Genomic DNA, 22,539 nt, shown 5'->3' on the forward strand with positions numbered 1-22,539 from the left:
CACTTTGAGTTCGGGACCCGGAGCAGACTCCGCACCCGCACCGAACACCCACGACGACGCACGCACCACCTCCCTGAAGCCCAAGGGAGGCACCTTCAGCTCACTGAAGGTCCGTAATTACCGGCTCTTCGCCACCGGACAGGTGGTGTCCAACACCGGCACCTGGATGCAGCGCATCGCCCAGGACTGGCTGGTGCTCAGCCTGACCGGCTCCTCCGCCGCCGTCGGCATCACCACGGCGTTGCAGTTCCTGCCCATGCTGCTCTTCGGGCTGTACGGCGGTGTCATCGCCGACCGCTACCCCAAGCGGCGGCTGCTCCTGATCACCCAGCTCGCCATGGGCCTCACCGGCCTGGCGCTCGCGGTCCTCACCCTCTCCGGTCACGTCCAGGTCTGGCACGTCTACCTCACCGCCTTCGCCCTCGGCCTCGTCACGGTCGTGGACAACCCCGTCCGCCAGGCGTTCGTCGTCGAGATGGTCGGCCCGGCCGACCTGCGCAACGCCGTCAGCCTCAACTCCGCCAACTTCCAGTCGGCCCGGCTCGTCGGCCCCGCCATCGCGGGCGTGCTGATCACTGCCGTGGGCAGCGGCTGGGCGTTCCTGCTCAACGGCCTCTCCTACGCGGCCCCGCTCGCGGGGCTGCTGATGATGCGCACGAGCGAACTGCACAAGGTCGACCAGGCGCCGCGCGGCAAGGGCCAGTTGCGTGAGGGCCTGCGCTATGTGGCCGGGCGGCCGGATCTGATCTGGCCGATCGTGCTGGTCGGCTTCATCGGCACGTTCGGCTTCAACTTCCCCATCTGGCTGACGGCGTTCGTCAATGACGTCTTCCACGCGGGCGCCGGTACGTACGGCCTGCTCAACACCCTGATGGCGGCCGGTTCCCTGATCGGCGCCCTGCTTGCCGCCCGCCGGGGCACGTCCCGGCTGCGGCTGCTGGTCGGCGCGGCCGCGCTGTTCGGGCTGCTGGAGATCACGGCGGCGCTGGCACCGACGTTCTGGGTGTTCGCGGCGCTGCTGGTGCCGATCGGTATGTTCGGCCTGACGATCAATGTGACCGCCAACTCGAGTGTGCAGCTGGCGACGGACCAGGCGATGCGTGGCCGGGTCATGAGCCTGTTCATGATGGTCTTCATGGGCGGCACGCCGCTGGGCGCTCCGCTGGTGGGCTGGGTCACCGATGCCTACGGCGCGAGAGTCGGTTTCCTGGCCGGTGGTGTGGTGTCGCTGCTCGCCGCGTCGGCGATCGGCTTCACGCTGGCCCGGGTGGGTGGCTTGCGCCTGCGGATAGACCTGCGGCGGGGGCATCGGCGTGTGGAGTTCGTTCCGCGTGAGTCTGCGACGCGGAAGGAAGAGCTGGCGGCGACGGCCTGAGGTGTTCCGGCGTGGTGATGCGGGCCGGTGGGTGCGGCTCGGGTGCCGGGGTTCCGGCGCGGTGGTGCGGCTCGGTGGGGCCGGGCCGGGCGCCGGGGCCTCCGGGGGCATCCCGGAATCGGATATTTACGGGCGGGGAGCCCTCAAGCGCATCGGCGCCCGGCACTTCCGCCCACAAATATCCGGCAGCATTCCGGGACGCCCCCTGCGACCCCGTCGCCCTCCGCCGTCGTCGGGTCCGGGGAGCCGGCGGGTGTCACACCCGCTGGGCCAGGACCTGCCCCGGCCAGTCGCCGTCCGGGCCCGCCAGAAACGTTTCCGTGGGCGTGAAGCCGTTGCGGCGGTAGTAGTCCACCAGCCGTCCCTCGCTGCCCGCGTAGCAGTCGACGCGCAGCAGGGAGATGCCCTGCCGCCGGGTCTCCTCGACCGCGTGGGCCAGCAGGGCCGCGCCCACGCCCCGGCCCGCGAAGCGGCGGTCGGTGACCAGTAGATGGACGTACACCTCGGGTTCGTCGGCCCGCGCGACATACGGCGCGGGGTCCGGCGTCAGCGTCACCGCGCCCGCCACGACGCCGTCGATCATCGCGAGCCACGGGGTGCCCGAGCGGACGATCTCCCCGACCCGCTCGACGGCCTTGGGCCGGGCCGACCACGGCTCGGTGCCCCACTGCCCGGTGCGCCCGTGCGCGACGAGCCACTCGACGGCGCCGTCGAGCATGGTGAGTATCGCGGGGACGTCGTCCTCCCCGCCCTTCCTGATCTCCAACCGGCTGGTCTCCATCCGGGTGAGACTAGCCACATGCGACTGTTCGCCGCGATCATTCCGCCGGAATCCGCCCTCGCCGAACTCACGGCCGTGGTCGGCGCCCTACGGCACCTGCCGGACGCAGACCGGCTCCGCTGGACCGAACACGCCGGGTGGCATTTCACGCTCGCCTTCCTCGGCGAGGTGGACGAGAACCTGCTCCCCGAGCTGTCCGAACGGCTGGAGCGGGCCGCGCGCCGCCACCCGCCGCACGAACTGCGGCTCGCGGGCGGCGGACGCTTCGGGGACCGCATCCTGTGGGTGGGCGCCGACGGCGACCGTACGACGCTGCGCGACCTCGCCCGCTCGACGGCGGCCGGGGCCCGCAGGGCCGGGGTGGAGGTGGACGGTACGCACTCCTTCCACGCCCACCTCACCGTGGCCAGGGCCGCGGGCCGGGTGGACCTCAAGCCGTACGCGGCGGCCCTCGCGGACTTCACCGGCACGGCATGGACGGTGGACCGGCTGGCGCTCATGCGCAGCCACCCGCCGGTCTCCGGCGTCCCCGGGGAGCGTCCACGGTACGAGGTGCTCCGGTCCTGGGGCCTGGGCCACTGATCCGGTCGCGTCCGCACTCCTCGGCGCCGGTTACGCTCGAAGGGTGGACCCCAAGACCAGAAACCGGATCGTGTCCGGTGTGCTCGCCGTCATGCTCGTCGTCATCGCTGTCGTCGCGGCGGTGAAGTGACCCCCTGACGCGTCTGCCCTACCCGGCCTACCAGGCGAACGCCTCGGGGGACGGCCCCGGCCCGGGGAAGATCCCTTCAAGCCCGGCCAGCACCTCGTCGGAGAGCTTCAGCTCGACGGCACGGAGCGCGGACCCGAGCTGATCGGCGGTGCGCGGCCCGACGATCGGCCCGGTCACCCCCGGCCGGGTCAGCAGCCAGGCCAGCGCGACCTCGCCGGGTGCGAGACCGTGCTTGTCGAGCAGGTCCTCGTACGCCTGGACCTGCTCGCGGACCTTCGTGTTCGCGAGCGACTCCACCGACCGCCCGGCCCCACCTGCCCGCTCCTTGCGGATCGCCCCGCTGAGCAGCCCGCCCTGCAACGGCGACCAGGGGATGACCCCGAGCCCGTACGCCTCGGCCGCCGGGATGACCTCCATCTCGGCACGCCGCTCGGCGAGGTTGTACAGACACTGCTCGCTGACGAGCCCGTACGAGCCCCGGCGGCGCGCGGTCTCGTTGGCCTGGGCGATGTGCCAGCCGGCGTGGTTGGACGAGCCCGCGTAGAGGATCTTGCCCTGCTGGACGAGGACGTCGACTGCCTGCCAGATCTCGTCCCACGGTGTCGTCCGGTCGACGTGGTGGAACTGGTACAGGTCGATGTGGTCCGTCTGGAGCCGCCGGAGGCTGGCGTCGACGGCGCGGCGGATGTTGAGGGCGGACAGCCGGTCCTGGTTGGGCCAGTCGGCGCCGTCGCTGCCCATGTTGCCGAAGACCTTGGTGGCGAGAACGACCTTGTCGCGCCGGTCGCCGCCCTTGGCGAACCAGGTCCCGATGATCTCCTCGGTACGGCCCTTGTTCTCGCCCCAGCCGTAGACATTGGCGGTGTCGAAGAAGTTGACGCCCGCGCCGAGCGCGACGTCCATGATGGTGTGACCGTCGGCCTCGTCCGTCTGAGGCCCGAAGTTCATCGTCCCGAGAACGATCCGGCTGACCTTGAGTCCCGTGCGTCCGAGCTGCGTGTACTCCATGCCCGTAGCAAAGGCCCTGGAGCGCGCTCGAAGCAAGGGTCCCGACGTTGAGCGGCGCGTCGGGTGCTGGGTCATCGCTCCTGGAGCACGGACAGGGTGTTGCCGGCCGGGTCCGTGAACCAGGCGATGTACGGGCCCTCCTGACGCATGATGCCCTTCTCGTCCTGGGTGAATTCGGGGTACCGCTCGAAGGTGATCCCGCGCTGGGCGAGCTCGTCCACGGCCTTGTCGATGTCCGTCACGGGAAAGTTGAGCACGGTGAAGGACGCCGGAACATGGTCGGCCTTGGGGTAGATGAGGATCTCCCCGCCCCCCTCGATGTGGAGCGTCAGCATCCCGTACTCCTCGGAGAGACGCAGCCCGAGTGTCTGCCCGTAGAAGCCCTTGGCCTTCTGCATGTCGTCCACCGCGAAGCTGCTGAACGCCCTGGTGTTCGTGAACATGTTCGGATTCCCGTCGCTCGTGCCGCTGTCGGTCGGTCGCTCGCGGTACGAGTTTTCTTCCTCGGGGCGGGAAAACCGGGCTGCGAACCGGTTGGTTCGTCCGACCGGGTGGGCGGGGGCGCCGATCGGCCCCCACCCCCGGGTGCCTCGATCAGGGAGCGGGTGCGTCCGCCTGCCGGTAGGACCGGCTGGCCTGGGCGGCATCCGCCGCCAGGAGGTTCAGCCGCTCGACGGAGCTGGCGGCCCGGACCGCGCACGTCCTCCAGGCGTGGCCGTTGGGATGCTCGACGCTGATCATCCCGTTGGCGTCGACGGTTCGGACTCTGCCCATGCCGCCGGTGACGGTGTCGACCACCACCATGCCGGGGGTGATGCCCAGCGCCTCGGCTCCGGTGCCGGACCGTACGATGCTCGGTGCTGCTTCCCAAGTAGTCATCGGCCCTTCTTCCTCAGGCTGAAGGCCTGCCGGTACTCCATCCACCGGTTCACGGCGAGGCGCGCCTTCTCCTGTTCCGTCTCCGTCGCGGGGCGCAGGTTCGACCGCCGGACCGTGGCCCCACCCTTGGCGAACACCACACGCACCAAGTCGAACCCGAGGCTTTCGGTCACCACACCCGCGTTGTATCCGTAGTGCGGGAAATAGACCCACTCTTCTTCGCTGTTCCTGACCGCCATGCGTCGATGCTCTCCCGGCGCGAGGGCTGTCCCCGGAAAAATTCACGTTGAGGACTAAAGATCACGAACGGCAGGCTGCTGCCCACTCGGCCAGCTTCTGTCTTGCCTGCTCTCCGAACAGAGCACATCGTTCGAATCCGGCGAATGAGGTCAGATAGCTGCGGATATCACGGCTGTCGCGCAGCACAAGGCTTCCTGTCGTGGTCTCGACCGTGATCAGCGACGTGTCATAGATCGTGAAGGTGTTGAGTGGTGTGGTGGGTGTGGAGGTTCCGATAGGAATCACGCCGATCCGAACATTGGGTAGATAGGTGAGGGAGGACAACCGGTCCATCTGTTCGGCCAACGCGAGCGCCCCCACTACCGGCCATCTGACCGCCTGCTCGGTGAGGAGGAACGAAAACTTCTTGGAAGTGTCGTACAGGACGGTCTGTCGTTCCAGCTTGCCGGCCACTGCCTTACTGGTATCGGCGGGGGAGTGGGCGAGGCTGGCGCGCACGTATTCGGGAGTCGCCAGAAGGCCAGTGACCATGGACAGCAAGAAGTACCGGAGGTCGGTGGAGGAGGCTTCGAGTGCCTTCAACTCCGCTTGCCTGGTGCCCAGGCCTTTCCGTCTCAGGTCGCGGAGGTTGCGCCACTCGGTGTTGGCGATCCTTGCAAGCGCCGCAACTTCTGCCACCACCTCAGGCGAGGCATCCAGGGCTTTGAGTATCTGCTCCACGTCCACGAGAGAGGGGCGCACCTTGCCGTTTTCGATCCGGCTGACCTTGGACTGAGACATGTTGCAACGCCCGGCGAGCCGATCCCCGGAGAGACCGGCCCGCTTGCGCAATGCCTTCAGCATGGCTGCCAGGTCCTGCTGCGACTGGCCCAGCTGCTCCGGCTCGAATGTCACCCCTTCACGTACTCCAGGAAGGGAACGGACTCTGCCACGGCGATTCGCTGATACTCCACGAACGGTGCGGGATCGCCCTCGTACAGTTCACGGCTGATCTGCTTGCCGTCTGCCTCGTAGTGCATGAGCACGATTGTTGACCGGTCGAACATCCAGAAGTCCTGGACACCCGGCAGCGGATTCGGCCGGTCGGTCACGTCGAGGATTCGCACGTCCTCGCCCGCCAGTACGTGGGGGGCGTAGTAGCGGGAGAACTCGAACTGCAAGTACTCGGACAGTGGTCGTGAGACCACGTGAACACGGCCCTTGTGCTTGCCCGCCTCTCGCAGAAGCCGGAGGCTTTCCGTGTACTTGGACGAGTACGTGTGCGGGTCGACCCGTTTGCCGGCCCGGAACGCTTCCAGCTCTTCGGACTCTTGTGGAACGAGGTACTGGGGCAGGGTCTCCAAACGCCATGCCTCGGACTGGAAATCCTGGAGCATCCCCCGCCACTCGTCACCATCCAAGAACACGAACAGCCTCCCGCAGCACGCTCTCGGGGATCTCTACGAGCCCCTCTCCTTCGGGGGGCGTGAAGCCGTCGAACAGGTCTCCCTGGGACGATGAACGATCCCTTGTCGGTGCGGTAGACATGAGGACAGTCGTCTTCGCCGCACTCGCCATTGCCACTGCCGGTCAAACGGGTGAGTTGTGCACGCTCGGTCATGCGGAACCCCTCCTCTGCGGCCTCGGCTTGAGCCGCAGGCCATGACGGTACGGAGGGGCCCGGCTTCGCGTCCATGCGTTCTCGCGACTATGCGCGTTGTCGCATAAACCCGTGCGTTGGGTGGGGCCTACGGCGTCGGCGAGTCTGCACGTCGGTGGGCTCGGCTGGCCTGGGCGGCATCCGCCGCCAGGAGGTTCAGCCGCTCGACGGAGCTGGCGGCCCGGACCGCGCACGTCCTCCAGGCGTGGCCGTTGGGATGCTCGACGCTGATCATTCCGTTGGCGTCGACGGTTCGGACTCTGCCCATGCCGCCGGTGACGGTGTCGACCACCATGGTCCCGGGCGTGATGTCGAATGCTTCGGCCACTTGGGGGCGGCTCGTCGACCGGGGCCTGATGTCGATGCCGTGCGGGGTGACCCACAGGGCGGCGGTGTCACCACCGGTGAGGGAGCCGTCGAGGGGGTGCGGGTTTCTTGGTTCCGGGGGCGTCGGGGCGGGGCCGGTGGGGATTTGTGGTGTGGGGCGGCTGGGCGAGAAACGGGCCCTCGTCCATGCGTAGAGGCGGGCGATAGGGTTCCTCATGTCGTCAGCTCCTGAGGCTGGTGGCCATGCCCCCGGACCGGTCGCACGGTCGCGGGGGTCTTGTGCTGAGCGCCACATTAGAGCGGGTCAGATGCAGATGTCTATAGGCGTATAGGGATGCCAGCTACTATGTTCGAGTAGGTGTCAATACCTACAGTCCCGGCCGTGATGGATTTCGACCCGACGCTCCCCAAGTGGACACAGATCGCCGACGTGATTCGGCGGCGCATCGCCAGCGGCGAGTACCCGGTGAACCACCTGATCTCGGAGACGAAGCTGGAGCAGGAGTTCGGCGTCGCACGAGTAACCGTGCGCAAGGTGACAGCCAAGCTGCGCGAAGAGGGCCTGATCGTCACTACGCACGGCATGGGGTCGTTCGTCGCCGCGCGGACGGCTTCCTCCGAGGACTGAGAACCCGCCTGCGGCCGGGGCCGGGTGCCCCTACCGCGCCTGCGAGAACTCGTACTGCAACTCGTAGAGGTGCCCGGACTCGACCGTGTCATGGGCCTCAACGGGGCGGTCGTGGTCGCTGTAGACCACGCGGAAGGTGCGCAGGACCGGCACGTTGTGCGGCAGTTTCAGGAGGGCCTGCTGCTCCTGGGTGGGGATGCGGGCGGACACGGAGTCCACGCACCGGAGGGGTGGGTAGCCCAGCTGGGCCAGGAGTGTCGAGGTGCCTCCGCGGATCTTGCGGTGTTCCGTCATCGCGGTGCCGCGGACGATCTCCAGTGGGAAATAGGCCTTGACCAGTCCGGCCGGCTCGTCGTCGAACGTCAGGACCTGGGAGCGCAGGAGGACCGGGGTACCCGCGCTCAGCCCGAGCGCCTGAGCCACGTGGGTCGGAGCCTCGGGCACGTGCTTGACCTCCAGCAAGGCGCAGTTGGCGCGTACCCCGCGCTTGCGTGCCTCGATCACCCAGCGGAAGGGTTGCCCCGGATCGGCCGGAGCCAGGCTCCGCGCGGGCCGCATGGTCCGCTGTCGGTGCTCCAGGACGACGGTGGCCGGCGTCGAGTTCGCCGTGTCGGTGCGCCTGGTGATCAGACGTTCCTCGCGCAGGATGTCCAGCGCCTGTTCCATGGTCGCGCTCGACGTGGCGAACCGCTGTTGAAGTTCCGCTGGTGACAGGACGGCGCCCGGCAGCACGGCTCCTGACAGGATCTCGTCCCGCAGGTCGGCGGCGACGCGCTCGTGCAGGGGGCGTCGGTCGGTGATCTGCTCGTATGTCGTCGACATGCCTTCAGTTATGAGGGAACAGGCAGGGGGAGGCCAGAGCGCCGTTCCGGACAGGACGCCGGCGCCCACGGAGTCGAGGTGGCGATCCGACCTACGGCTTCACGTCCATGCGGCTCCACGGATGTTCAGCCACACAGCGAAAGCTCGTATCGTCATCGCACATATCCGAATTGGCGTCATTGAATGACGAAGGTGCGGCCCGCTCGAACGGACTCGTGTACGCGCTCCCCTTGAGTTCGTACCGCCCAGGTACGGATCGGGTAGCGCACCACTCCCAGGTGTTCCCGCACAGGTCGTAGACGTTGTACGGGCTGGCTCCGCTCCGATATCGACCCACGGGTGTGGTGTGGCCGATTCCGGAGTCACGCACGTTGCACTTGGCTGCGGTCGCTCTGTCGCCCCAGGGGTAGATGTTTCCCTTGGCGCCTCGGGCCGCCTTCTCCCACTGATGGCTGGTGGGAAGGGCCTTGCCGGCCCACCCCGCATACGCTTGAGCATCGTGCCAGGTGACCCAGACGACTGGGTGATCGAATAGGTCATCTGGGCATCGACCGGTGACACCCCAATGCTTCGGTGCCGACCGGCCTGTGGCTGCCACGAAACGGCCGTAGTCAGCATTGGTGGTCGGGAATACGTCGATGTAGAACGCGTCTAGCCATTGCGCCTCGCCCGTCTCGCCCGATAGGTACATCCCCTCTCCTACGAGCGCCATCAACCTGCCGTCGACCGGGTGTCGGTGGTACGCGGCCTTCTGTGCGAGAAGGGTTTCCGTGCGCGGGTCTGCATCGATCGCGGCCTGTTCGGTGAGTGAGGTCGCGAACCGCTCCTGCACTTCAGGGCCGGCGCAGCTGAGCACGGTGTCCAAAGCCAGTTGGTTTGATGGTCGCGGTACGACCTTGATGCCACCCGCCTCCCACTTTGAGACCATTCGACCGCTCACCCCGATATCAGAAGCAAATTGACGAATGGTCTTACGCACGGCCAGGCGAAGGAGTTGCGACTCCTTGCCCGTCCAGCGCTTCACGCTCATGGTCGCTCCATCAGAGGGTTTCACCGGGCCGGCTGAGATACACGTCGCGCAACCCGGTGAGCGTCGGGTGCTCCGTGGGGAACTGGGTGCCATCGATAGCACTGATCGCCCGAACACCGATGGTGGTGTTGGTGGCGAATGCCGCTTGCATCCTGTGTGCGGCGTCCACGGTGACCGGCATGACGGCGTGCTCGTGGCCTGCCTGGAGCAGTGCCATTGTCACGCCGGCGAGAACCTCGGCCTTCGGCCACACAACCTTGCCGTCGTGGTCGATAAAGCCCACGTTCCATGTCCCGCCCTCGGAGATGAGGCCGTCAGGGCCGCTGAAGAGCGCGTCGTCGAACCCGGCGAGCTGCGCGGAACGGCGGGCGTGCAGCGTGCCCAGCAGGCCGACGTGCTTGACCGCTGGAACATCACGCGTATAAGGGGTCATTTTCGCACGCAGTGGCGGCATCGGTTGAGGCCCGGCCGACCTGCTGCTCACGAGGATTTGGGGTGTCCCTGAGGTGGCTGGATGCCCCATGTCGAACTCGGGGTCGAAGACGGTGATCCGCACGATGAGTGCACCGCTTGTCCCCTCGACGGCACGCCGAGCGAGGGCGCGCACCTCGTCGAGGTCGAGCTCCGCACCGAACAGTGTTCGACTGTCGCGTGCGAGGCGCTCCATATGGAGAGAGAGCCCACGAATGCGCTGGTCATCGACCCGCATCGAGGTGAAGTGCCCGTATCCGGTGAGGGCGAGGCTTTTCAGGGCGTCGGCCCCTATGGGGTGCCCGTTGAGTTCCATCATGCTCCACAGTCTCTCGCAGGTGTCACCTTGTGAGCTCGCGAACTACCGCTAGATCGCTAGTAAGTTCAGCAAAAGTTCCTTCCCATCGGCTCCCTCCAGCCGTTATTTATGAGCCATGCCGCTACCGGCCGCTGTCGAGAGGCGCCCCGTGGCCGCCCACTCATCCGCGCAGGCCGCCGACGTTGCCGAATCGGGCGATCCGACGGCGAAGGCCGAGCCCATCGACATGACTGAGATCGATAGCCGGGCCGGGATCGACGAAAGGAAAGGGGGGCGCACGATGCCCGCTATCACCGAGCGCCACCTGTCCACCCGAATCTCACCCAGAGGAGTTGCCGTGACAACCTCCGCCGCACAGCCCATTCCTGCACGCCCGTGGGGTGCTGATCGACTCGCGCCGTACCCCACCACCATTCGCCGCCCGCACGCCACGGTCGCCATCGACCCCGTCACGCAGACCGGCGTGTACCGCGACCGTCTCGGTCAGGTGCTCGAAATGGGCAAGCACGGCACCAGCTCCGGCACCGAGACCAAAACGACGACGAACTCTGACTCCGCACCCGACCAGGGCCATGACCAGGACAGCCAGCAGGACTGATGACCGCAGCCGAGAAGAGGCCGGTCCTGGTGGCCACCGAGGTGGACGACATCACCGCCGACATGGTGATCACGGAACTCAACCGGCGAAGTGTGCCGGTGGTCAGGCTCAACCCCGCCGACATCGGCGCGGACCTGACGGTCTCGGCTCGGTTCGGCACCTGCCCGGTCCCCGTGACCGGGCAGGTTCGTACCCTGTCGAGGACCACCGATTTGGCTCAATTGCGGGCGGTGTACTGGCGCCGCCCTGTCTGGCCCACCTTCCAGCACCTGGGCGACGACGATGCGCGGTTCGCGGCTGCGCAGGTCCGCTATGGGCTCGGAGGAACGCTCTACGCCCTCGACAGCGCGCTGTGGGTCAACCACCCGCTACGCAACGCTGCCGCCGATTACAAGCCTGCTCAACTCGCTGTCGCCCAGAAGTTCGGACTCACCGTGCCGCCAACGCTCGTGACCAATGATCCGGACGAAGCGCGGGGGTTCATCGCCGCTCACGGTCAGGTGATTTACAAGACGCTGCGGTGGACCCCATACGAGCGAGACGGAGTTCCGGTGACCGGGTGGGCGGAGCCGGTCACGGCAGCTGAGATCGATGACGGCGTGCGCGTTGCGCCGCACCTGTTCCAGGGGCGTGTGGACAAGGTCGCCGACTTACGGGTTCTGGTGGTCGGTCGGCAGGTGTTCGCCGTACGGATCGACTCCGGCCTGCTGGACTGGCGCAAGGACTACTCCGCCCTCTCCTACACCGTGGTAGATCTGCCCGACCGGCTGGGCAAGACGCTCCTTGCCTACCTGGACCACTTCGGTCTGGCGTCCGGGAGCTTCGACCTCGCCGTGGACCGGGCGGGGGACTACTGGTGGCTGGAGCTGAATCCGAACGGCCAATGGGGGTGGCTGGAGGAGAACACCGGGCTGAAGATGTCCGTCGCATTCGCTGACCTGCTGACACGAGGAGATGGCCCATGACCGATACCGCGCCCGAGAGGCGTGCCCTCGCTGACCGGCTGGAGGAAGCCGGTGTCCTCAAAACTCCCCAGTGGCGGGCCGCGGTGGAGGCTGTGCCGCGTGAGCTGTTCCTGAACCCCGGTGTCTTCCTGCCCGTGGACGGCGGCCGATGGCGGCCGGTCACCGCAGTAGGCGCCGACCCGGCTGAGTGGGCTCGGATCGCCTACAGCGACCAGTCTCTGACCACTCAGCTCGACGGACACCTGACCGCCGACCAGGTCAGCGATCCCGTGACGGGTGCGCCCACGTCTTCGTCCACCACGCCGGTCACCGTCGTGGACATGATCGAGCACCTCGACGTGGAGGACGGGCACCGCGTTCTGGAGATCGCCACGGGCACCGGCTACTCCTCGGCGTTGATGTGCCATCGCCTCGGCGAAGACAACGTGACGACCGTCGAGGTGGACCCGGAGGTGGCAGCCCGCGCGGATGCCGCGCTGGAAGCTGCTGGGTTCTCGACATGGACCGTCACCGGGGACGGACTGCTTGGACACCCGCGCCGCGCTCCGTATGACCGAGTGATCGCCACTTGCGCCGTCCGCCGTATCCCCTACACCTGGATCAGGCAGACCAAGCCCGGCGGGACCATCCTGGCCACAGTCGGCGGTGCGTGGTCCTACGGCACCGGCCTCGCGAAGGTCACCGTGGGCGAGGGTGGCAGGGCCGAAGGCCGGATCATCGACCGGTCCTCGTTCATGCAGGCGCGTTCCCAGGCTGTGGTGCCGGTGACCGGTGACCTGTCCGCGCGCACCGCATACGCCGACAGTGAGCGGGAGTCGAAGGTGCCGCCCCTTCTCCTGGAGGAGTGGATGCCGGCCTTCCTCGCCCAGCTTGCCGCCCCCGGCGCACAGTTCGTCCGCGCTGCTACGAGCGACGGTGCCCAGCTCCTGTACCTCTTCGATCCTGAGCGCGAGTCCTTCGCCGAGTTCATCGCCAGCGGCGACGACTGGACCGTCCGGCAGGGCGGCCCGGCGGACCTGTGGGACAGCATCGAGCCTGCCGTCATCGCGTGGCAGGACGAGGGAAGCCCCGATATCACCGCTGTACAGCTCCACATCACCGAGAAGGCTCACACGTACTGGATCGGCGACAAGCCGGAGCTGCGTTGGCAGCACCATGTCATCTGATACCTACAGACATTCGTCCGCGATTTCAGCCCAACTCCGCTGGTCCGAGGGAGGGTTGGGCCGGTTGTCGACCGGTAGCGGCCCGAGGGCGAGGGAGATGGAAGTGGGGGTGGACACGGAGAAGATAGAGATCGTCCGGGCGGACGAGACACACCTGGCGGATGTCGTGGCGCTCGCCGAGTCCCGGCGGTTGGACGCGTCCAACCCCGTCGCGGCAGGCCGTGACGGTTTTCTCGTCTCGGACTACACGCTGGACGACTACCGGGGGCGGCTCATCAGTGCCGAGCACTTCTGGGGTCGCGATCAAGGGCAGCGAGGTGCTCGGTTTCCTCCTCGCGTACAGCGATGAGCGGCTGGAGCCGGAGGAGTGGCTGAATCACCGCATCAAGACGGCCCTCGGTTCGTTCCTGGTGATCAAGCAGGTCTGTGTCTCGCGGAACGCTGCCCGCAAGGGCGTTGCCTCGCGGCTCTACCATCACGTACTGGAGCAGTGGCCGGGCAGTCCGGTGATCGCCGCGGTGGTGAGCGAGCCGTACAACGAGGCCTCGTCGCAGTTCCACCGCAAGCTCGGCTTCGAGGAGCTCACCCGGCTGACGCCGCCCGACGGCCGGCAGCGCACGGCGTGGGTCCGGCGCAAGCCGCGCGAGTCCATGCTCCAGATCCAATACGCGGTGGCGGTGGACCTCTACAAGCACGAGGACACCACCAACTGGCACAAGTTGAACAGCTTCTTCTGCATCACGGCCGGTATGGCGGCTGCCGTGGCGGTGACCCTGGGCAAGGACGGTGCCGTGTTCGGTGGCCTTCTCGCAGATGCTGCGGTTCGGCCGGCGCTATCTGCTGGCCCGCAAGCGCGCGGTCATCGACCTGGAAGAGCACATGGCTTGGCACGGTGGCCAGCGGATAGTGGGCAGACAGACGGAGACCGCGGGGAACGGCTGGCTGAAGTCCTCGCCGACCGGCCTGATCATGGTGCTGCTTCCCCTGCTCGTGGCGGCGTGCTGGGTGGCGATGGCCGGGGTGATCATCGCCATGTGGCGTGGGCACGGGGCCCGGTCCGTTGTCAGTGGTGTGCCCTAAGTTGATCGGCAGTAGGGCGCCTTCACGGCACGGCTCCTGCCATGTCGCCGTGCCCGTGCCCGCGCCCGAGTCGCGTTGACGGAACACACCACGGGGGTTGCAATGGGCAAGATCGTCGCACTGGTCTATGTGTCGCTGGACGGCGTCATGGAGGCCCCGGCCTGGACCGCCCCCTACTTCGACGAGGAGCACGGGCAGTACGCGCACCAGGCGCTCTTCGCCGCCGACGCGCTGCTGCTGGGCCGCGAGACGTACGAGGGCATGTCCCAGGCGTGGCCGGGCATGACCGACGAGGACGGTTTCGCGGACCGCATCAACGCGATGCCCAAGCACGTCGCCAGTGCCACCCTGGAGTCGGCCGAGTGGAACGCGGAGGTCATCAAGGGTGACCTGGGCGAGCAGGTCACCGCGCTCAAGGAGACGTACGAGCGGGACATCCTCATATACGGCAGCGGCGCCCTGATCCGCTCGCTCATCACCGAGGGCCTGGTGGACGAGCTGAAGCTGTGGGTGCACCCGGTCGTCGTCGGCAAGGGCAAGCGACTCTTCCCGGAGGGCGCCCCCACGTCGACGTGGAAGCTGGGCGGCACCACCACATTCGCCTCCGGCGCCCTGATCCTCGACTACCGGCCCGCCGGGGAGTGACGACGCGCGTCCCGTCACCCGGGGCGATCTTCGGGCGCTACTGTGGGCAGTGGAGTGTCCCCGCCCGGGACCGGCAAGAATCACGGGCGAGGACCGAGCCGTGACCAGTTGGTCCGCCCCTAGTACAGCTGGGGGCGGGCTGGTCATCGGCCCCGCATCCACCTCCACAGTTCCCGGATCACCGATCTTGGCGCGGCGCCCGACCGTCAGACCCCCGCTACGCTTCGGCCGCACCGGCCCACAGCTCGCCAGCGCGGGCCGCGACCACCGTGCCGATCCGCGCCAGCGCCTCCGCCGCAGGCATCGCGTCCAGTCGCCGTCCGTCGCGCAGGCGCAGCGCGATCCGGTCGTCCGCCGCCTCCCGGGCGCCGATCACCGCCTGGTAGGGGACGAGCCGGGCGGCGCGGATGCGGGCGCCCAGGGTGCCGTGTTCCGGGCCGGCGAGCTCCGCGCGCAGGCCCTGTTCGACGCAGCGGCGGACGAGCGCGGCGGCCTGCGGGACCTCCGCCTCGGAGATCGGGACGGCCACCAGCTGGGTCGGGGCCAGCCAGGCGGGGAAGGCGCCGCCGTGCAGTTCGATGAGGTGGGCCACGGCCCGTTCCACGCTGCCGATGACGCTGCGGTGGACCATCACCGGCCGGTGCTTGGCGCCGTCCGGGCCGATGTAGTGCAGGTCGAACTGTTCGGGTTGGTGGAAGTCGATCTGGACGGTGGACAGGGTGAACTCACGGCCGGCGCCGTCGGTGACCTGGACGTCGATCTTGGGGCCGTAGAACGCGGCTTCTCCCTCGGCGGCCTCGTACGGCACGCCGGAGGCGTCGAGGACCTCGGTCAGCAGGTCGGCGGCCCGGCGCCACATCGCGGGGTCGGCCACGTACTTCCCGCCCGCGCCCGGGAGGGAGAGGCGGTAGCGGGTGGGGCGGATGCCGAGGGCGGCGTAGGCCTCGCCGATCAGTTCCAGGGCCGCCCGCGCCTCGTCGGCGGCCTGGTCGGGGGTGCAGAAGACATGCGCGTCGTTCAGCTGGATCGACCGGACGCGGGTGAGCCCGCCGAGTACGCCGGAGAGTTCGGAGCGGTACATGCCGCCCAGCTCCGCCATCCGCAGGGGCAGTTCGCGGTAGCTGTGGGCGCGGGAGCGGTAGATCAGGGCGTGGTGGGGGCACAGGCTCGGGCGGAGGACGACCTGTTCGCCGCCGAGGTCCATCGGGGGGAACATGTCGTCGCTGTAGTGCGCCCAGTGGCCGGAGATCTCGTACAGCTCCCGCTTGCCGAGGACGGGCGAGTACACATGGCGGTAGCCCGCGCGCCGCTCGGCGTCGCGGACGTACTCCTCCAGGGCGTGGCGGACGGCCGCGCCGTCGGGCAGCCAGTACGGCAGGCCCGCGCCCATCAGCGGATCGGTGTCGAACAGGTCCAGCTCGCGGCCGAGCTTGCGGTGGTCGTGCAGGCGGTCAGGCATCCGGTCGGGCATCGTGATCTCCTCACGGGCGGTGAGGCGAGTGACCACACGGCGAAGCCCCGGGGCACTCGCCCCGGGGCTTCGGACAAAAACAGCTGTCAGCGCGCCGGGACACTCTCCGGCGTCGTCGTCATGCACATAGCAGCGCGCTTCATGGCGGTGATCGTAGCGACCCACGCGCCGGGCGTGCGACCGTTTTTCCGGGAGCGACGAGCCCGCCCCGGGTGCCCTCCCCACCTCCGCCGCCCGTGATGGCAGGCTTGGGCCATGCGTCCGCTCCTGTGTGCCCCCGGATTCGCCGCGCTGACCGCGCTCGCCGCACTCACCGTGCTGCCCGCCGCCACGCCCGCCGTGGCCGACGGGGGGACGCCCTCCGCGTTCACCGTCCAGGACCCGCGGATCAAGGAGTCCAGCGGTCTCGCGGCGAGCCGCGCGCACCCCGGCGTGTACTGGACGCACAACGACAGCGACGACGGCCCGTACGTCTACGCCGTGGACAGCCGCACGGGCCGCACGGTCGCGACCGTCACGCTCAGCGGGGTCGATCCCCGTGACGTGGAGGCCATCTCCATCGGGCCCGAGGGGAACGTCTACGTGGGCGACATCGGCGACAACCTCGGGGGCAGTTGGCCGAAGGTGTGGATCTACAGGTTTGCCGAGCCGAAGGAGCTGAAGGACGTCACCGTCACCCCGGTCCGGTACGCGGTCCAGTACGAGGGCGGTCCGCGCGATGCCGAATCGCTGATGGTGCACCCGAAGACCGGGCGGGTCTACATCGCCAGCAAGCACCGCTCGGGCGGTGGTCTCTTCGCCGGTCCCGAGAAGCTGTCCGCGTCCGGGACCAATGTCTTCCGGCGCGTCGCCGACCTCAAACTGTGGGCGACCGACGGGGCGTTCTCACCGGACGGTACGCGGCTCGTGGTGCGCAGCTACTTCGACGTGCGCGAGTACCGATGGGAGGACGGCCGGCCGAAGGAGATCGGACGGCCGAACGTGCCGCTGCAACGGCAGGGCGAATCCGTCACGTTCACTCCGGACGGCCGGACGCTGATGTACGGCACGGAGGGCGTCCGCAGCCAGGTCTCGCCCGTCCCGCTGGACGGTGATCTGCTGCCCGACCACGCCGGGAAGGCGCCCGCCGACGACAAGGGCGACGGCCGGACCGAGAGCGGTCTGGGTGACGGCGGAGGCGACGACCGCAACCGCAACCTCGCCATCGGCGCCGGTACCTTCGCGGTCGCGACACTGCTGGTCGTGGCCCTGCGGCGGGTGTTCCGGCGGCGGTAGGGCCCGGGCCACGACGCGGTGTCCTGCACTTCGGGCGGCTGTCGCGGTCCGTCGTCCTGCCGGAGGACGGACCGCGACCAGTCCTACGGGACGGTCAGGGGACCCCGATGGAGTTGTGGGCGTTGACCGGTGCGTAGTGGGCGTTTCCCTCGAAGGTGGCGTCGTAGCCATAGAGCAGCGCCTTGACGGTGGGGACTCCCAGCGGGAGCGGGGAGTTCTTGCACTCGGCGTAACCGTCGCTGTCCGTGGTCGCGTTGCACAGGAACGTCTTCTCGCCGGAGACGGTGAACTTCACCGGCAGACCCTCGACCGGGGTTCCGTCGGTCTTGACGAACCGCGCCTTCAGGCCGTGGGTCTGGCGTGCCAGGGGGTCGAGGCTGCCGTAGTAGGCGGTGGCGTTGAGCCGTGTCTTCTCGTGTCCTCGCCCGCCATCGGCCGCTTGAGCGGCGGAGGCGAACACCCCGGTCGTCAGCAGCGCACCGGCCAGTACTGCGGCACACCGGTGAGCGGTCATGCGCTTCATGGAAGAACCCCTCCTGTAGGAACCGACGGCCCCGGCGTCGCTGCCCCACGGGACATGTCGCGTCCCACGTCCCGGCTCCGGCGGCCGGGCGATGGGAGAACACCGAGGTCAGCCCTGTAACGCGAAGGAGAATTATCTGGTTACGGGATCGGATACAGATACGCCCGGGAGGGAGAACTCATCGGCGACCATGGATGGAAGGCGCCTCGGCGCCCGTATGCGCGAGAGTGGCTGAAGCCCGGGCCCGCCGGGCCCGGGCCCACGTCCTGGCTGTTTACAGGCGCTCGATCACATAGTCGACGCACGCCGTCAGCGCCTCGACGTCCGCCGGGTCGATCGCCGGGAACATCGCCACGCGCAGCTGGTTGCGGCCGAGCTTGCGGTAGGGCTCGGTGTCGACGATGCCGTTGGCCCGCAGCACCTTGGCGATGGCAGCCGCGTCGACGTCGTCGGAGAAGTCGATCGTGCCGATGACGGCCGAGCGCTTCGCCGGGTCGGCGACGAACGGGTTCGCGTGCTTGGACGCCTCGGCCCAGCCGTAGAGGGTGCGCGCGGACTTCGCCGTGCGGCGCACCGCGAAGTCCAGGCCGCCCTGGCCGTTGAGCCATTCGAGCTGCTCGTTGAGCAGGAAGAGCGTCGAGAGGGCCGGGGTGTTATACGTCTGGTTCTTGAGGGAGTTGTCGATCGCGGTCGGCAGCGAGAAGAACTCCGGGATGTGCCGGCCGGAGGCGTGCACGCGGGCCGCGCGCTCCAGGGCCGCCGGGGAGAAGGCCGCCAGCCACAGGCCGCCGTCGGAGGCGAAGGACTTCTGGGGAGCGAAGTAGTAGACGTCGCTCTCGGTGATGTCCACGGGCAGACCGCCCGCGCCGGACGTCGCGTCCACCAGGACGAGCGCGCCCTTGTCGGCGCCCGCGACGCGCTTGATCGGCGCGGCGACACCGGTGGAGGTCTCGTTGTGGGTGAAGGCGTAGACGTCGACGCCCGCCTCGGCCACCGGCTCCGGGTGGGTGCCCGGCTCGGAGGAGATCACGGTCGGCTCGGCCAGCCACGGGGCGAGCTTCGCGGCCTTGGCGAACTTCGACGAGAACTCGCCGAAGCTGAGGTGCTGCGACTTGGACTCGATGAGTCCGTGCGTCGCGATGTCCCAGAAGGCGGTGGAGCCGCCGTTGCCCAGGATCACCTCGTAGCCCTCGGGGAGGGAGAAGAGGTCCCGGACGCCGTCGCGCACCTTGCCGACCAGGTTCTTCACCGGGGCCTGGCGGTGGGACGTGCCGAGGAGAGAGGTTCCGGTGGCAGCCAGGGCGCTGAGCGCCTCCGTACGCACCTTGGACGGGCCCGCGCCGAAGCGACCGTCGGCGGGCTTGATGTCAGCGGGGATCTGGATATCAGCCACGGGGGCAGCCTAATCCGTCGCGGCGCGGCTCACGGGAGGCTGTCCGCCGGATGAGACGCAGGTAACGGTGGAGGTGGGAGGGGCGGACGGGGTGTCCGGTCCCGTGTCCCGGCGTTCCGCTCGGGCAGGCTGATCCCATGGCTGATCACGAAGGACTGCCGGCCGCGCTCCGCGCCACCGTCCGTGGAGATGTCGATTTCGACATCACCGCCCGTGCGTTGACCACCATGGACGCGTCGAACTACCGCCGCGTCCCGCTCGGCGTCGTCGCCCCGAAGGACGCCGACGATGTCGCCGCCGCCCTCGCCGTGTGCCGGGAGCACAAGGTGCCGGTCGTGGCGCGCGGCGGTGGGACGTCGATCGCCGGGCAGGCCACGGGCGTGGGGGTGGTGCTGGACTTCACCCGGCACATGAACGGGATCGTCCGCATCGATCCGGACGCCCGTACGGCCGTCGTACAGCCCGGCGTGGTCCTCGACGAGCTGCGGACGGCGGCGGGCGCGCACGGGCTGACGTTCGGTCCCGACCCGTCCACGCACGCCCGCTGCACGCTCGGCGGCATGATCGGCAACAACGCGTGCGGCGCCCATTCCGTGGCGTGGGGGACCACCGCCGACAACGTGCGCGCGCTGGACGTGCTCACCTATGCGGGGGAGCGGGCCCGGCTCGGGCAGAGGTGGGACGGCCTGCCGCCACGGCTCGCCGACGGGCTGCGGGCGCTGGTGGACGGGGAGTTGGCGCGGCTTCGGACCGGCTTTCCCGAGCTGCCCCGGCGCATCTCGGGGTACGCGCTGGACGCGCTGCTGCCCGAGCGGGGCACCGACGTGGCGCGGGCGTTCACCGGCAGCGAGGGCACGCTCGGGGTGCTGACGGAAGCGACGCTCCGGCTCGTGGAGACGCCCGGCGCCCGGGTGCTGGCGGTGCTCGGCTACGCCGACGAGAGCGCCGCCGCCGACGCGGCGCCCCTGCTGCTGCCGTACGGGCCGCTGACCGTCGAGGGCATGGCGGCCGACCTGGTGGGCGACGTGGGTGACGTCCCCGGGCTGCCGAAGGGCGGCGCGTGGCTGTTCGTCGAGGTCGGCGGGGCGACGCCGGAGGAGGCGGCGGCCCGCGCCGCCGCGCTGTGCCGGGCGGCGGTCGCGGACGGCGCGGCCGGGCACACCGTCGTCACGGATCCGCGCGGACAGCGCGTCCTGTGGCGGGTGCGGGAGGACGCGGCCGGTATCGCGACCCGGATGGCCGACGGCAGCGAGGCCTGGCCGGGCTGGGAGGACTGCGCGGTTCCACCGGCGCGGCTCGGCGCGTATCTGCGGGAATTCCGAGCCCTGTTGGCGCACCACGGGCTGCGCGGCGCGCCGTACGGACACTTCGGTGACGGCTGCGTGCACGTACGCATCGACTTCGATCTGCTCGGTGAGGCGGGGGTGCGCCGCTTCCGGGCGTTCTCCGGCGATCTGGCCGACCTGGTGGTCGCGCACGGCGGCTCGCTCTCGGGCGAGCACGGCGACGGCCAGGCCCGGGCGGAGCTGCTGCCCCGGATGTACGGGCCGGAGGTGGTGGCCCTCTTCGAGCGCGTCAAGGACCTGTGGGACCCGGCGGGCGGACTGAACCCCGGCGTCCTCGCCCGCCCGCGCCGGCTGGACGAGAACCTGCGTTTCGCGGTGCTGCCGAGGCGACCGGTGCCGGTGGAGTTCGGCTACCCGCACGACGGCGGGGACTTCACGGCGGCGGTGCGGCGGTGCGTGGGGGTGGCCAAGTGTCGGGACACTACGGCTGCCACGGGAGTGATGTGCCCGTCGTACCGCGTGACGCGCGAGGAACGGCACTCCACGCGCGGGCGCGCGCGGCTGCTGCACGAAATGCTCGCGGGCGAGCGGGGCGGAGTGATCACGGACGGCTGGCGCTCGGAGGAGGTGCGGGAGGCGCTCGACCTGTGCCTGTCGTGCAAGGGGTGCCGCAGCGACTGCCCGGTGGGGGTGGACATGGCCACGTACAAGGCGGAGTTCCTCCACCACCACTACGCGGGCCGGCTGCGGCCCGCCGGTCACTACGCCATGGGGTGGCTGCCGGTGTGGCTGCGGGTGGCGGCGGCTGTCCGGCTCGGTCCGGTGGTCAATGCGGCCTTCGGTGTGGGACCGCTGGCCTCCCTTGCCAAGCGGGTCGGGGGTATCGCTGCGGAACGGGCGCTGCCGGAGCTCGCTCCGGAACCGTTCCTCCGGTGGTGGCGGGCGCGGGGGCCGCTGGGGGTGCGAGGCGCGGCAGGGCCCGGAGGGCCGACCATGCCGGACGCGGGCCGTGCCACCAGTGGTGCGGGTCGCGACCTCGGGTCCGGAGAAGCCGCCCCACCCCGGCCGGGCGCGGGCCCGGCGCGCGAGCGCACCATCGTCCTGTGGCCCGACACCTTCACCAACTACCTCTCCCCGGCCGTCGGCCGGTCGGCCGTCGCTGTGCTGGAGGCCGCCGGGCTGCGCGTCGTCGTCCCGCCGAAGGCGGTGTGCTGCGGGCTGACGTGGGTCTCGACCGGGCAACTGGACCGAGCCCGGGCCGTCATGCGCCGGACGCTCGATGTCATGGCGCCCGCCCTCGCCGCCGGGCTGCCCGTCGTGGGGCTGGAGCCGAGCTGTACGGCCGCGCTCCGCACCGATCTGCCGGAGCTGCTGCCCGACGATTCGCGCGCGGCACGCCTCGCCTCGGCTGTGAGGACCTTCGCCCAGGTCATCGAGGAGCACGTCCCCGACTGGGAGCCCCCGCGTCTCGACCGGCCCGTGGTCGGCCAGACGCACTGCCATCAGCACGCGGTCCTGGGCGACGCGGCCGAGCGCCGCCTGCGGGAACGGGTCGGTCTGACCGGCGGGTTGAGCGGCGGCTGCTGCGGTCTGGCCGGGAACTTCGGCTTCGAGCGGGGGCACTACGACGTGTCGGTCGCGTGCGCCGAGGAGCAATTGTTGCCCTCGGTGCGGGAGGCGCCGGAAGGGGCGGAGGTGCTGGCGGACGGGTTCTCCTGCCGGACCCAGCTCGAACAGCTCGCCGGGCGGCGCGGGCGCCACCTGGCGGAGGTCCTCGCGGAGGCGCTCGGGATGCCGGAGTGGGAGGACGGCCGAAAATAATGCAAGCACGCTTGCTTGTTTCTCCGGCCGCTGCCACGCTCTGACCGGGCGCGCCGGACCGTTCGCCGATCCGCCAACTCGCCCT

25 protein-coding genes and 1 pseudogene are annotated in these 22,539 nt (G+C 69.3%); 11 read left to right on the plus strand and 15 right to left on the minus strand.

All coding sequences use genetic code 11. The features are described 5' to 3' along the window. The first annotated feature begins 4 nt into the window (after positions 1 to 4). Complete coding sequence (locus AB8O64_RS21560) at positions 5 to 1,375, plus strand: MFS transporter (protein ID WP_370420745.1); 1,371 nt, start codon at positions 5 to 7, stop codon at positions 1,373 to 1,375. 256 nt (positions 1,376 to 1,631) lie between these two features. On the opposite strand, the gene AB8O64_RS21565 is transcribed toward AB8O64_RS21560, so the two are convergent. Further along, positions 1,632 to 2,156, minus strand: a complete 525-nt coding sequence (locus AB8O64_RS21565; RefSeq protein WP_370420746.1) for an N-acetyltransferase family protein — start codon at positions 2,154 to 2,156, stop codon at positions 1,632 to 1,634. Positions 2,157 to 2,174: 18 nt separating this feature from the next. Here AB8O64_RS21565 and thpR point away from each other — a divergent pair, with 18 nt between their 5' ends. Continuing rightward, positions 2,175 to 2,738 carry an RNA 2',3'-cyclic phosphodiesterase gene (thpR, locus tag AB8O64_RS21570; protein ID WP_370420747.1) on the plus strand — a complete coding sequence of 188 codons (564 nt, stop codon included), beginning with the start codon at positions 2,175 to 2,177 and terminating at the stop codon, positions 2,736 to 2,738. Between the two features lie 157 nt (positions 2,739 to 2,895). Here the strand turns inward: thpR and AB8O64_RS21575 are convergent, their stop codons facing one another. The 8 genes and pseudogenes from AB8O64_RS21575 to AB8O64_RS21610 form a co-directional block, all read right to left on the minus strand. Further along, positions 2,896 to 3,876 carry an aldo/keto reductase gene (locus AB8O64_RS21575; protein ID WP_370420748.1) on the minus strand — a complete coding sequence of 327 codons (981 nt, stop codon included), beginning with the start codon at positions 3,874 to 3,876 and terminating at the stop codon, positions 2,896 to 2,898. A gap of 71 nt (positions 3,877 to 3,947) precedes the next feature. Beyond that, a complete protein-coding gene (locus AB8O64_RS21580) occupies positions 3,948 to 4,319 on the minus strand; it encodes a VOC family protein (protein WP_370420749.1) in 372 nt (123 codons plus the stop codon). Positions 4,320 to 4,470: 151 nt separating this feature from the next. Then, complete coding sequence (locus tag AB8O64_RS21585; protein ID WP_370420750.1) at positions 4,471 to 4,755, minus strand: hypothetical protein; 285 nt, start codon at positions 4,753 to 4,755, stop codon at positions 4,471 to 4,473. Continuing rightward, positions 4,752 to 4,994: a hypothetical protein gene (locus AB8O64_RS21590; RefSeq protein WP_370420751.1), complete on the minus strand. Its 243-nt coding sequence runs from the start codon at positions 4,992 to 4,994 to the stop codon at positions 4,752 to 4,754. Before AB8O64_RS21590 ends, AB8O64_RS21585 begins: the two co-directional genes overlap by 4 nt. Before the next feature lie 61 nt (positions 4,995 to 5,055). After that, positions 5,056 to 5,889 carry a helix-turn-helix domain-containing protein gene (locus AB8O64_RS21595; RefSeq protein ID WP_370420752.1) on the minus strand — a complete coding sequence of 278 codons (834 nt, stop codon included), beginning with the start codon at positions 5,887 to 5,889 and terminating at the stop codon, positions 5,056 to 5,058. After that, positions 5,886 to 6,401, minus strand: a complete 516-nt coding sequence (locus AB8O64_RS21600; protein WP_370420754.1) for a DUF6879 family protein — start codon at positions 6,399 to 6,401, stop codon at positions 5,886 to 5,888. Before AB8O64_RS21600 ends, AB8O64_RS21595 begins: the two co-directional genes overlap by 4 nt. Continuing rightward, a pseudogene (locus AB8O64_RS21605) lies at positions 6,385 to 6,595 on the minus strand (hypothetical protein). Before AB8O64_RS21605 ends, AB8O64_RS21600 begins: the two are co-directional and overlap by 17 nt. Before the next feature lie 127 nt (positions 6,596 to 6,722). Beyond that, a complete protein-coding gene (locus AB8O64_RS21610) occupies positions 6,723 to 7,178 on the minus strand; it encodes a hypothetical protein (RefSeq protein WP_370420755.1) in 456 nt (151 codons plus the stop codon). 168 nt (positions 7,179 to 7,346) lie between these two features. Here AB8O64_RS21610 and AB8O64_RS21615 point away from each other — a divergent pair, with 168 nt between their 5' ends. Next, positions 7,347 to 7,589, plus strand: a complete 243-nt coding sequence (locus AB8O64_RS21615; protein ID WP_370423920.1) for a GntR family transcriptional regulator — start codon at positions 7,347 to 7,349, stop codon at positions 7,587 to 7,589. Between the two features lie 30 nt (positions 7,590 to 7,619). Here the strand turns inward: AB8O64_RS21615 and AB8O64_RS21620 are convergent, their stop codons facing one another. The 3 genes from AB8O64_RS21620 to AB8O64_RS21630 form a co-directional block, all read right to left on the minus strand. After that, on the minus strand, positions 7,620 to 8,411 hold the full coding sequence (locus AB8O64_RS21620) for a GntR family transcriptional regulator (protein WP_370420757.1): 792 nt from the start codon (positions 8,409 to 8,411) through the stop codon (positions 7,620 to 7,622). Between the two features lie 91 nt (positions 8,412 to 8,502). Then, positions 8,503 to 9,441: an SUMF1/EgtB/PvdO family nonheme iron enzyme gene (locus AB8O64_RS21625; protein WP_370420758.1), complete on the minus strand. Its 939-nt coding sequence runs from the start codon at positions 9,439 to 9,441 to the stop codon at positions 8,503 to 8,505. A gap of 10 nt (positions 9,442 to 9,451) precedes the next feature. Continuing rightward, positions 9,452 to 10,231, minus strand: a complete 780-nt coding sequence (locus AB8O64_RS21630) for an aminotransferase class IV family protein (RefSeq protein WP_370420760.1) — start codon at positions 10,229 to 10,231, stop codon at positions 9,452 to 9,454. A 337-nt stretch (positions 10,232 to 10,568) separates the two neighbouring features. Here AB8O64_RS21630 and tgmA point away from each other — a divergent pair, with 337 nt between their 5' ends. From tgmA to AB8O64_RS21660, 6 genes are all read left to right on the plus strand, one after another. Further along, the gene (tgmA, locus tag AB8O64_RS21635) at positions 10,569 to 10,829 is read left to right on the plus strand and encodes a putative ATP-grasp-modified RiPP (protein ID WP_370423921.1); all 261 of its coding nucleotides are present in this window, start codon (positions 10,569 to 10,571) and stop codon (positions 10,827 to 10,829) included. After that, the gene (gene tgmB, locus AB8O64_RS21640) at positions 10,829 to 11,794 is read left to right on the plus strand and encodes an ATP-grasp ribosomal peptide maturase (protein ID WP_370420762.1); all 966 of its coding nucleotides are present in this window, start codon (positions 10,829 to 10,831) and stop codon (positions 11,792 to 11,794) included. Before tgmA ends, tgmB begins: the two co-directional genes overlap by 1 nt. Beyond that, entirely contained in the window at positions 11,791 to 12,960 is a 1,170-nt protein-coding gene (gene tgmC / locus AB8O64_RS21645) for an ATP-grasp peptide maturase system methyltransferase (RefSeq protein WP_370420763.1), read from the plus strand. Before tgmB ends, tgmC begins: the two co-directional genes overlap by 4 nt. A 103-nt stretch (positions 12,961 to 13,063) precedes the next feature. Beyond that, positions 13,064 to 13,309 carry a hypothetical protein gene (locus AB8O64_RS21650; protein WP_370420765.1) on the plus strand — a complete coding sequence of 82 codons (246 nt, stop codon included), beginning with the start codon at positions 13,064 to 13,066 and terminating at the stop codon, positions 13,307 to 13,309. Further along, positions 13,278 to 14,045, plus strand: coding sequence for a GNAT family N-acetyltransferase (locus AB8O64_RS21655; RefSeq protein ID WP_370420767.1), 768 nt, complete (start codon positions 13,278 to 13,280; stop codon positions 14,043 to 14,045). Before AB8O64_RS21650 ends, AB8O64_RS21655 begins: the two co-directional genes overlap by 32 nt. 97 nt (positions 14,046 to 14,142) lie before the next feature. Further along, a complete protein-coding gene (locus AB8O64_RS21660; protein ID WP_370420769.1) occupies positions 14,143 to 14,685 on the plus strand; it encodes a dihydrofolate reductase family protein in 543 nt (180 codons plus the stop codon). A gap of 217 nt (positions 14,686 to 14,902) precedes the next feature. Here the strand turns inward: AB8O64_RS21660 and thrS are convergent, their stop codons facing one another. Continuing rightward, positions 14,903 to 16,132 (minus strand): threonine--tRNA ligase, encoded by a 1,230-nt coding sequence (thrS, locus tag AB8O64_RS21665; RefSeq protein ID WP_370423922.1) that lies wholly within the window; start codon positions 16,130 to 16,132, stop codon positions 14,903 to 14,905. A gap of 279 nt (positions 16,133 to 16,411) precedes the next feature. Here thrS and AB8O64_RS21670 point away from each other — a divergent pair, with 279 nt between their 5' ends. Continuing rightward, entirely contained in the window at positions 16,412 to 17,431 is a 1,020-nt protein-coding gene (locus tag AB8O64_RS21670; protein ID WP_370420770.1) for a hypothetical protein, read from the plus strand. Positions 17,432 to 17,525: 94 nt separating this feature from the next. Here the strand turns inward: AB8O64_RS21670 and AB8O64_RS21675 are convergent, their stop codons facing one another. Both AB8O64_RS21675 and serC read right to left on the minus strand, forming a co-directional pair. Continuing rightward, on the minus strand, positions 17,526 to 17,945 hold the full coding sequence (locus AB8O64_RS21675; RefSeq protein ID WP_370420772.1) for a hypothetical protein: 420 nt from the start codon (positions 17,943 to 17,945) through the stop codon (positions 17,526 to 17,528). Positions 17,946 to 18,228: 283 nt separating this feature from the next. After that, positions 18,229 to 19,347, minus strand: a complete 1,119-nt coding sequence (gene serC, locus AB8O64_RS21680; protein WP_370420774.1) for a phosphoserine transaminase — start codon at positions 19,345 to 19,347, stop codon at positions 18,229 to 18,231. A 137-nt stretch (positions 19,348 to 19,484) separates the two neighbouring features. Between serC and AB8O64_RS21685 the strand changes: the two genes are divergently transcribed. Continuing rightward, positions 19,485 to 22,454 (plus strand): FAD-binding and (Fe-S)-binding domain-containing protein, encoded by a 2,970-nt coding sequence (locus AB8O64_RS21685; RefSeq protein ID WP_370420776.1) that lies wholly within the window; start codon positions 19,485 to 19,487, stop codon positions 22,452 to 22,454. The last annotated feature ends 85 nt before the right edge of the window (positions 22,455 to 22,539 follow it).

Origin of the sequence: Streptomyces sp. QH1-20 (genome assembly GCF_041283565.1) — a bacterium.
In the GTDB taxonomy this organism is placed as follows: Bacteria; Actinomycetota; Actinomycetes; order Streptomycetales; family Streptomycetaceae; genus Streptomyces; species Streptomyces syringius.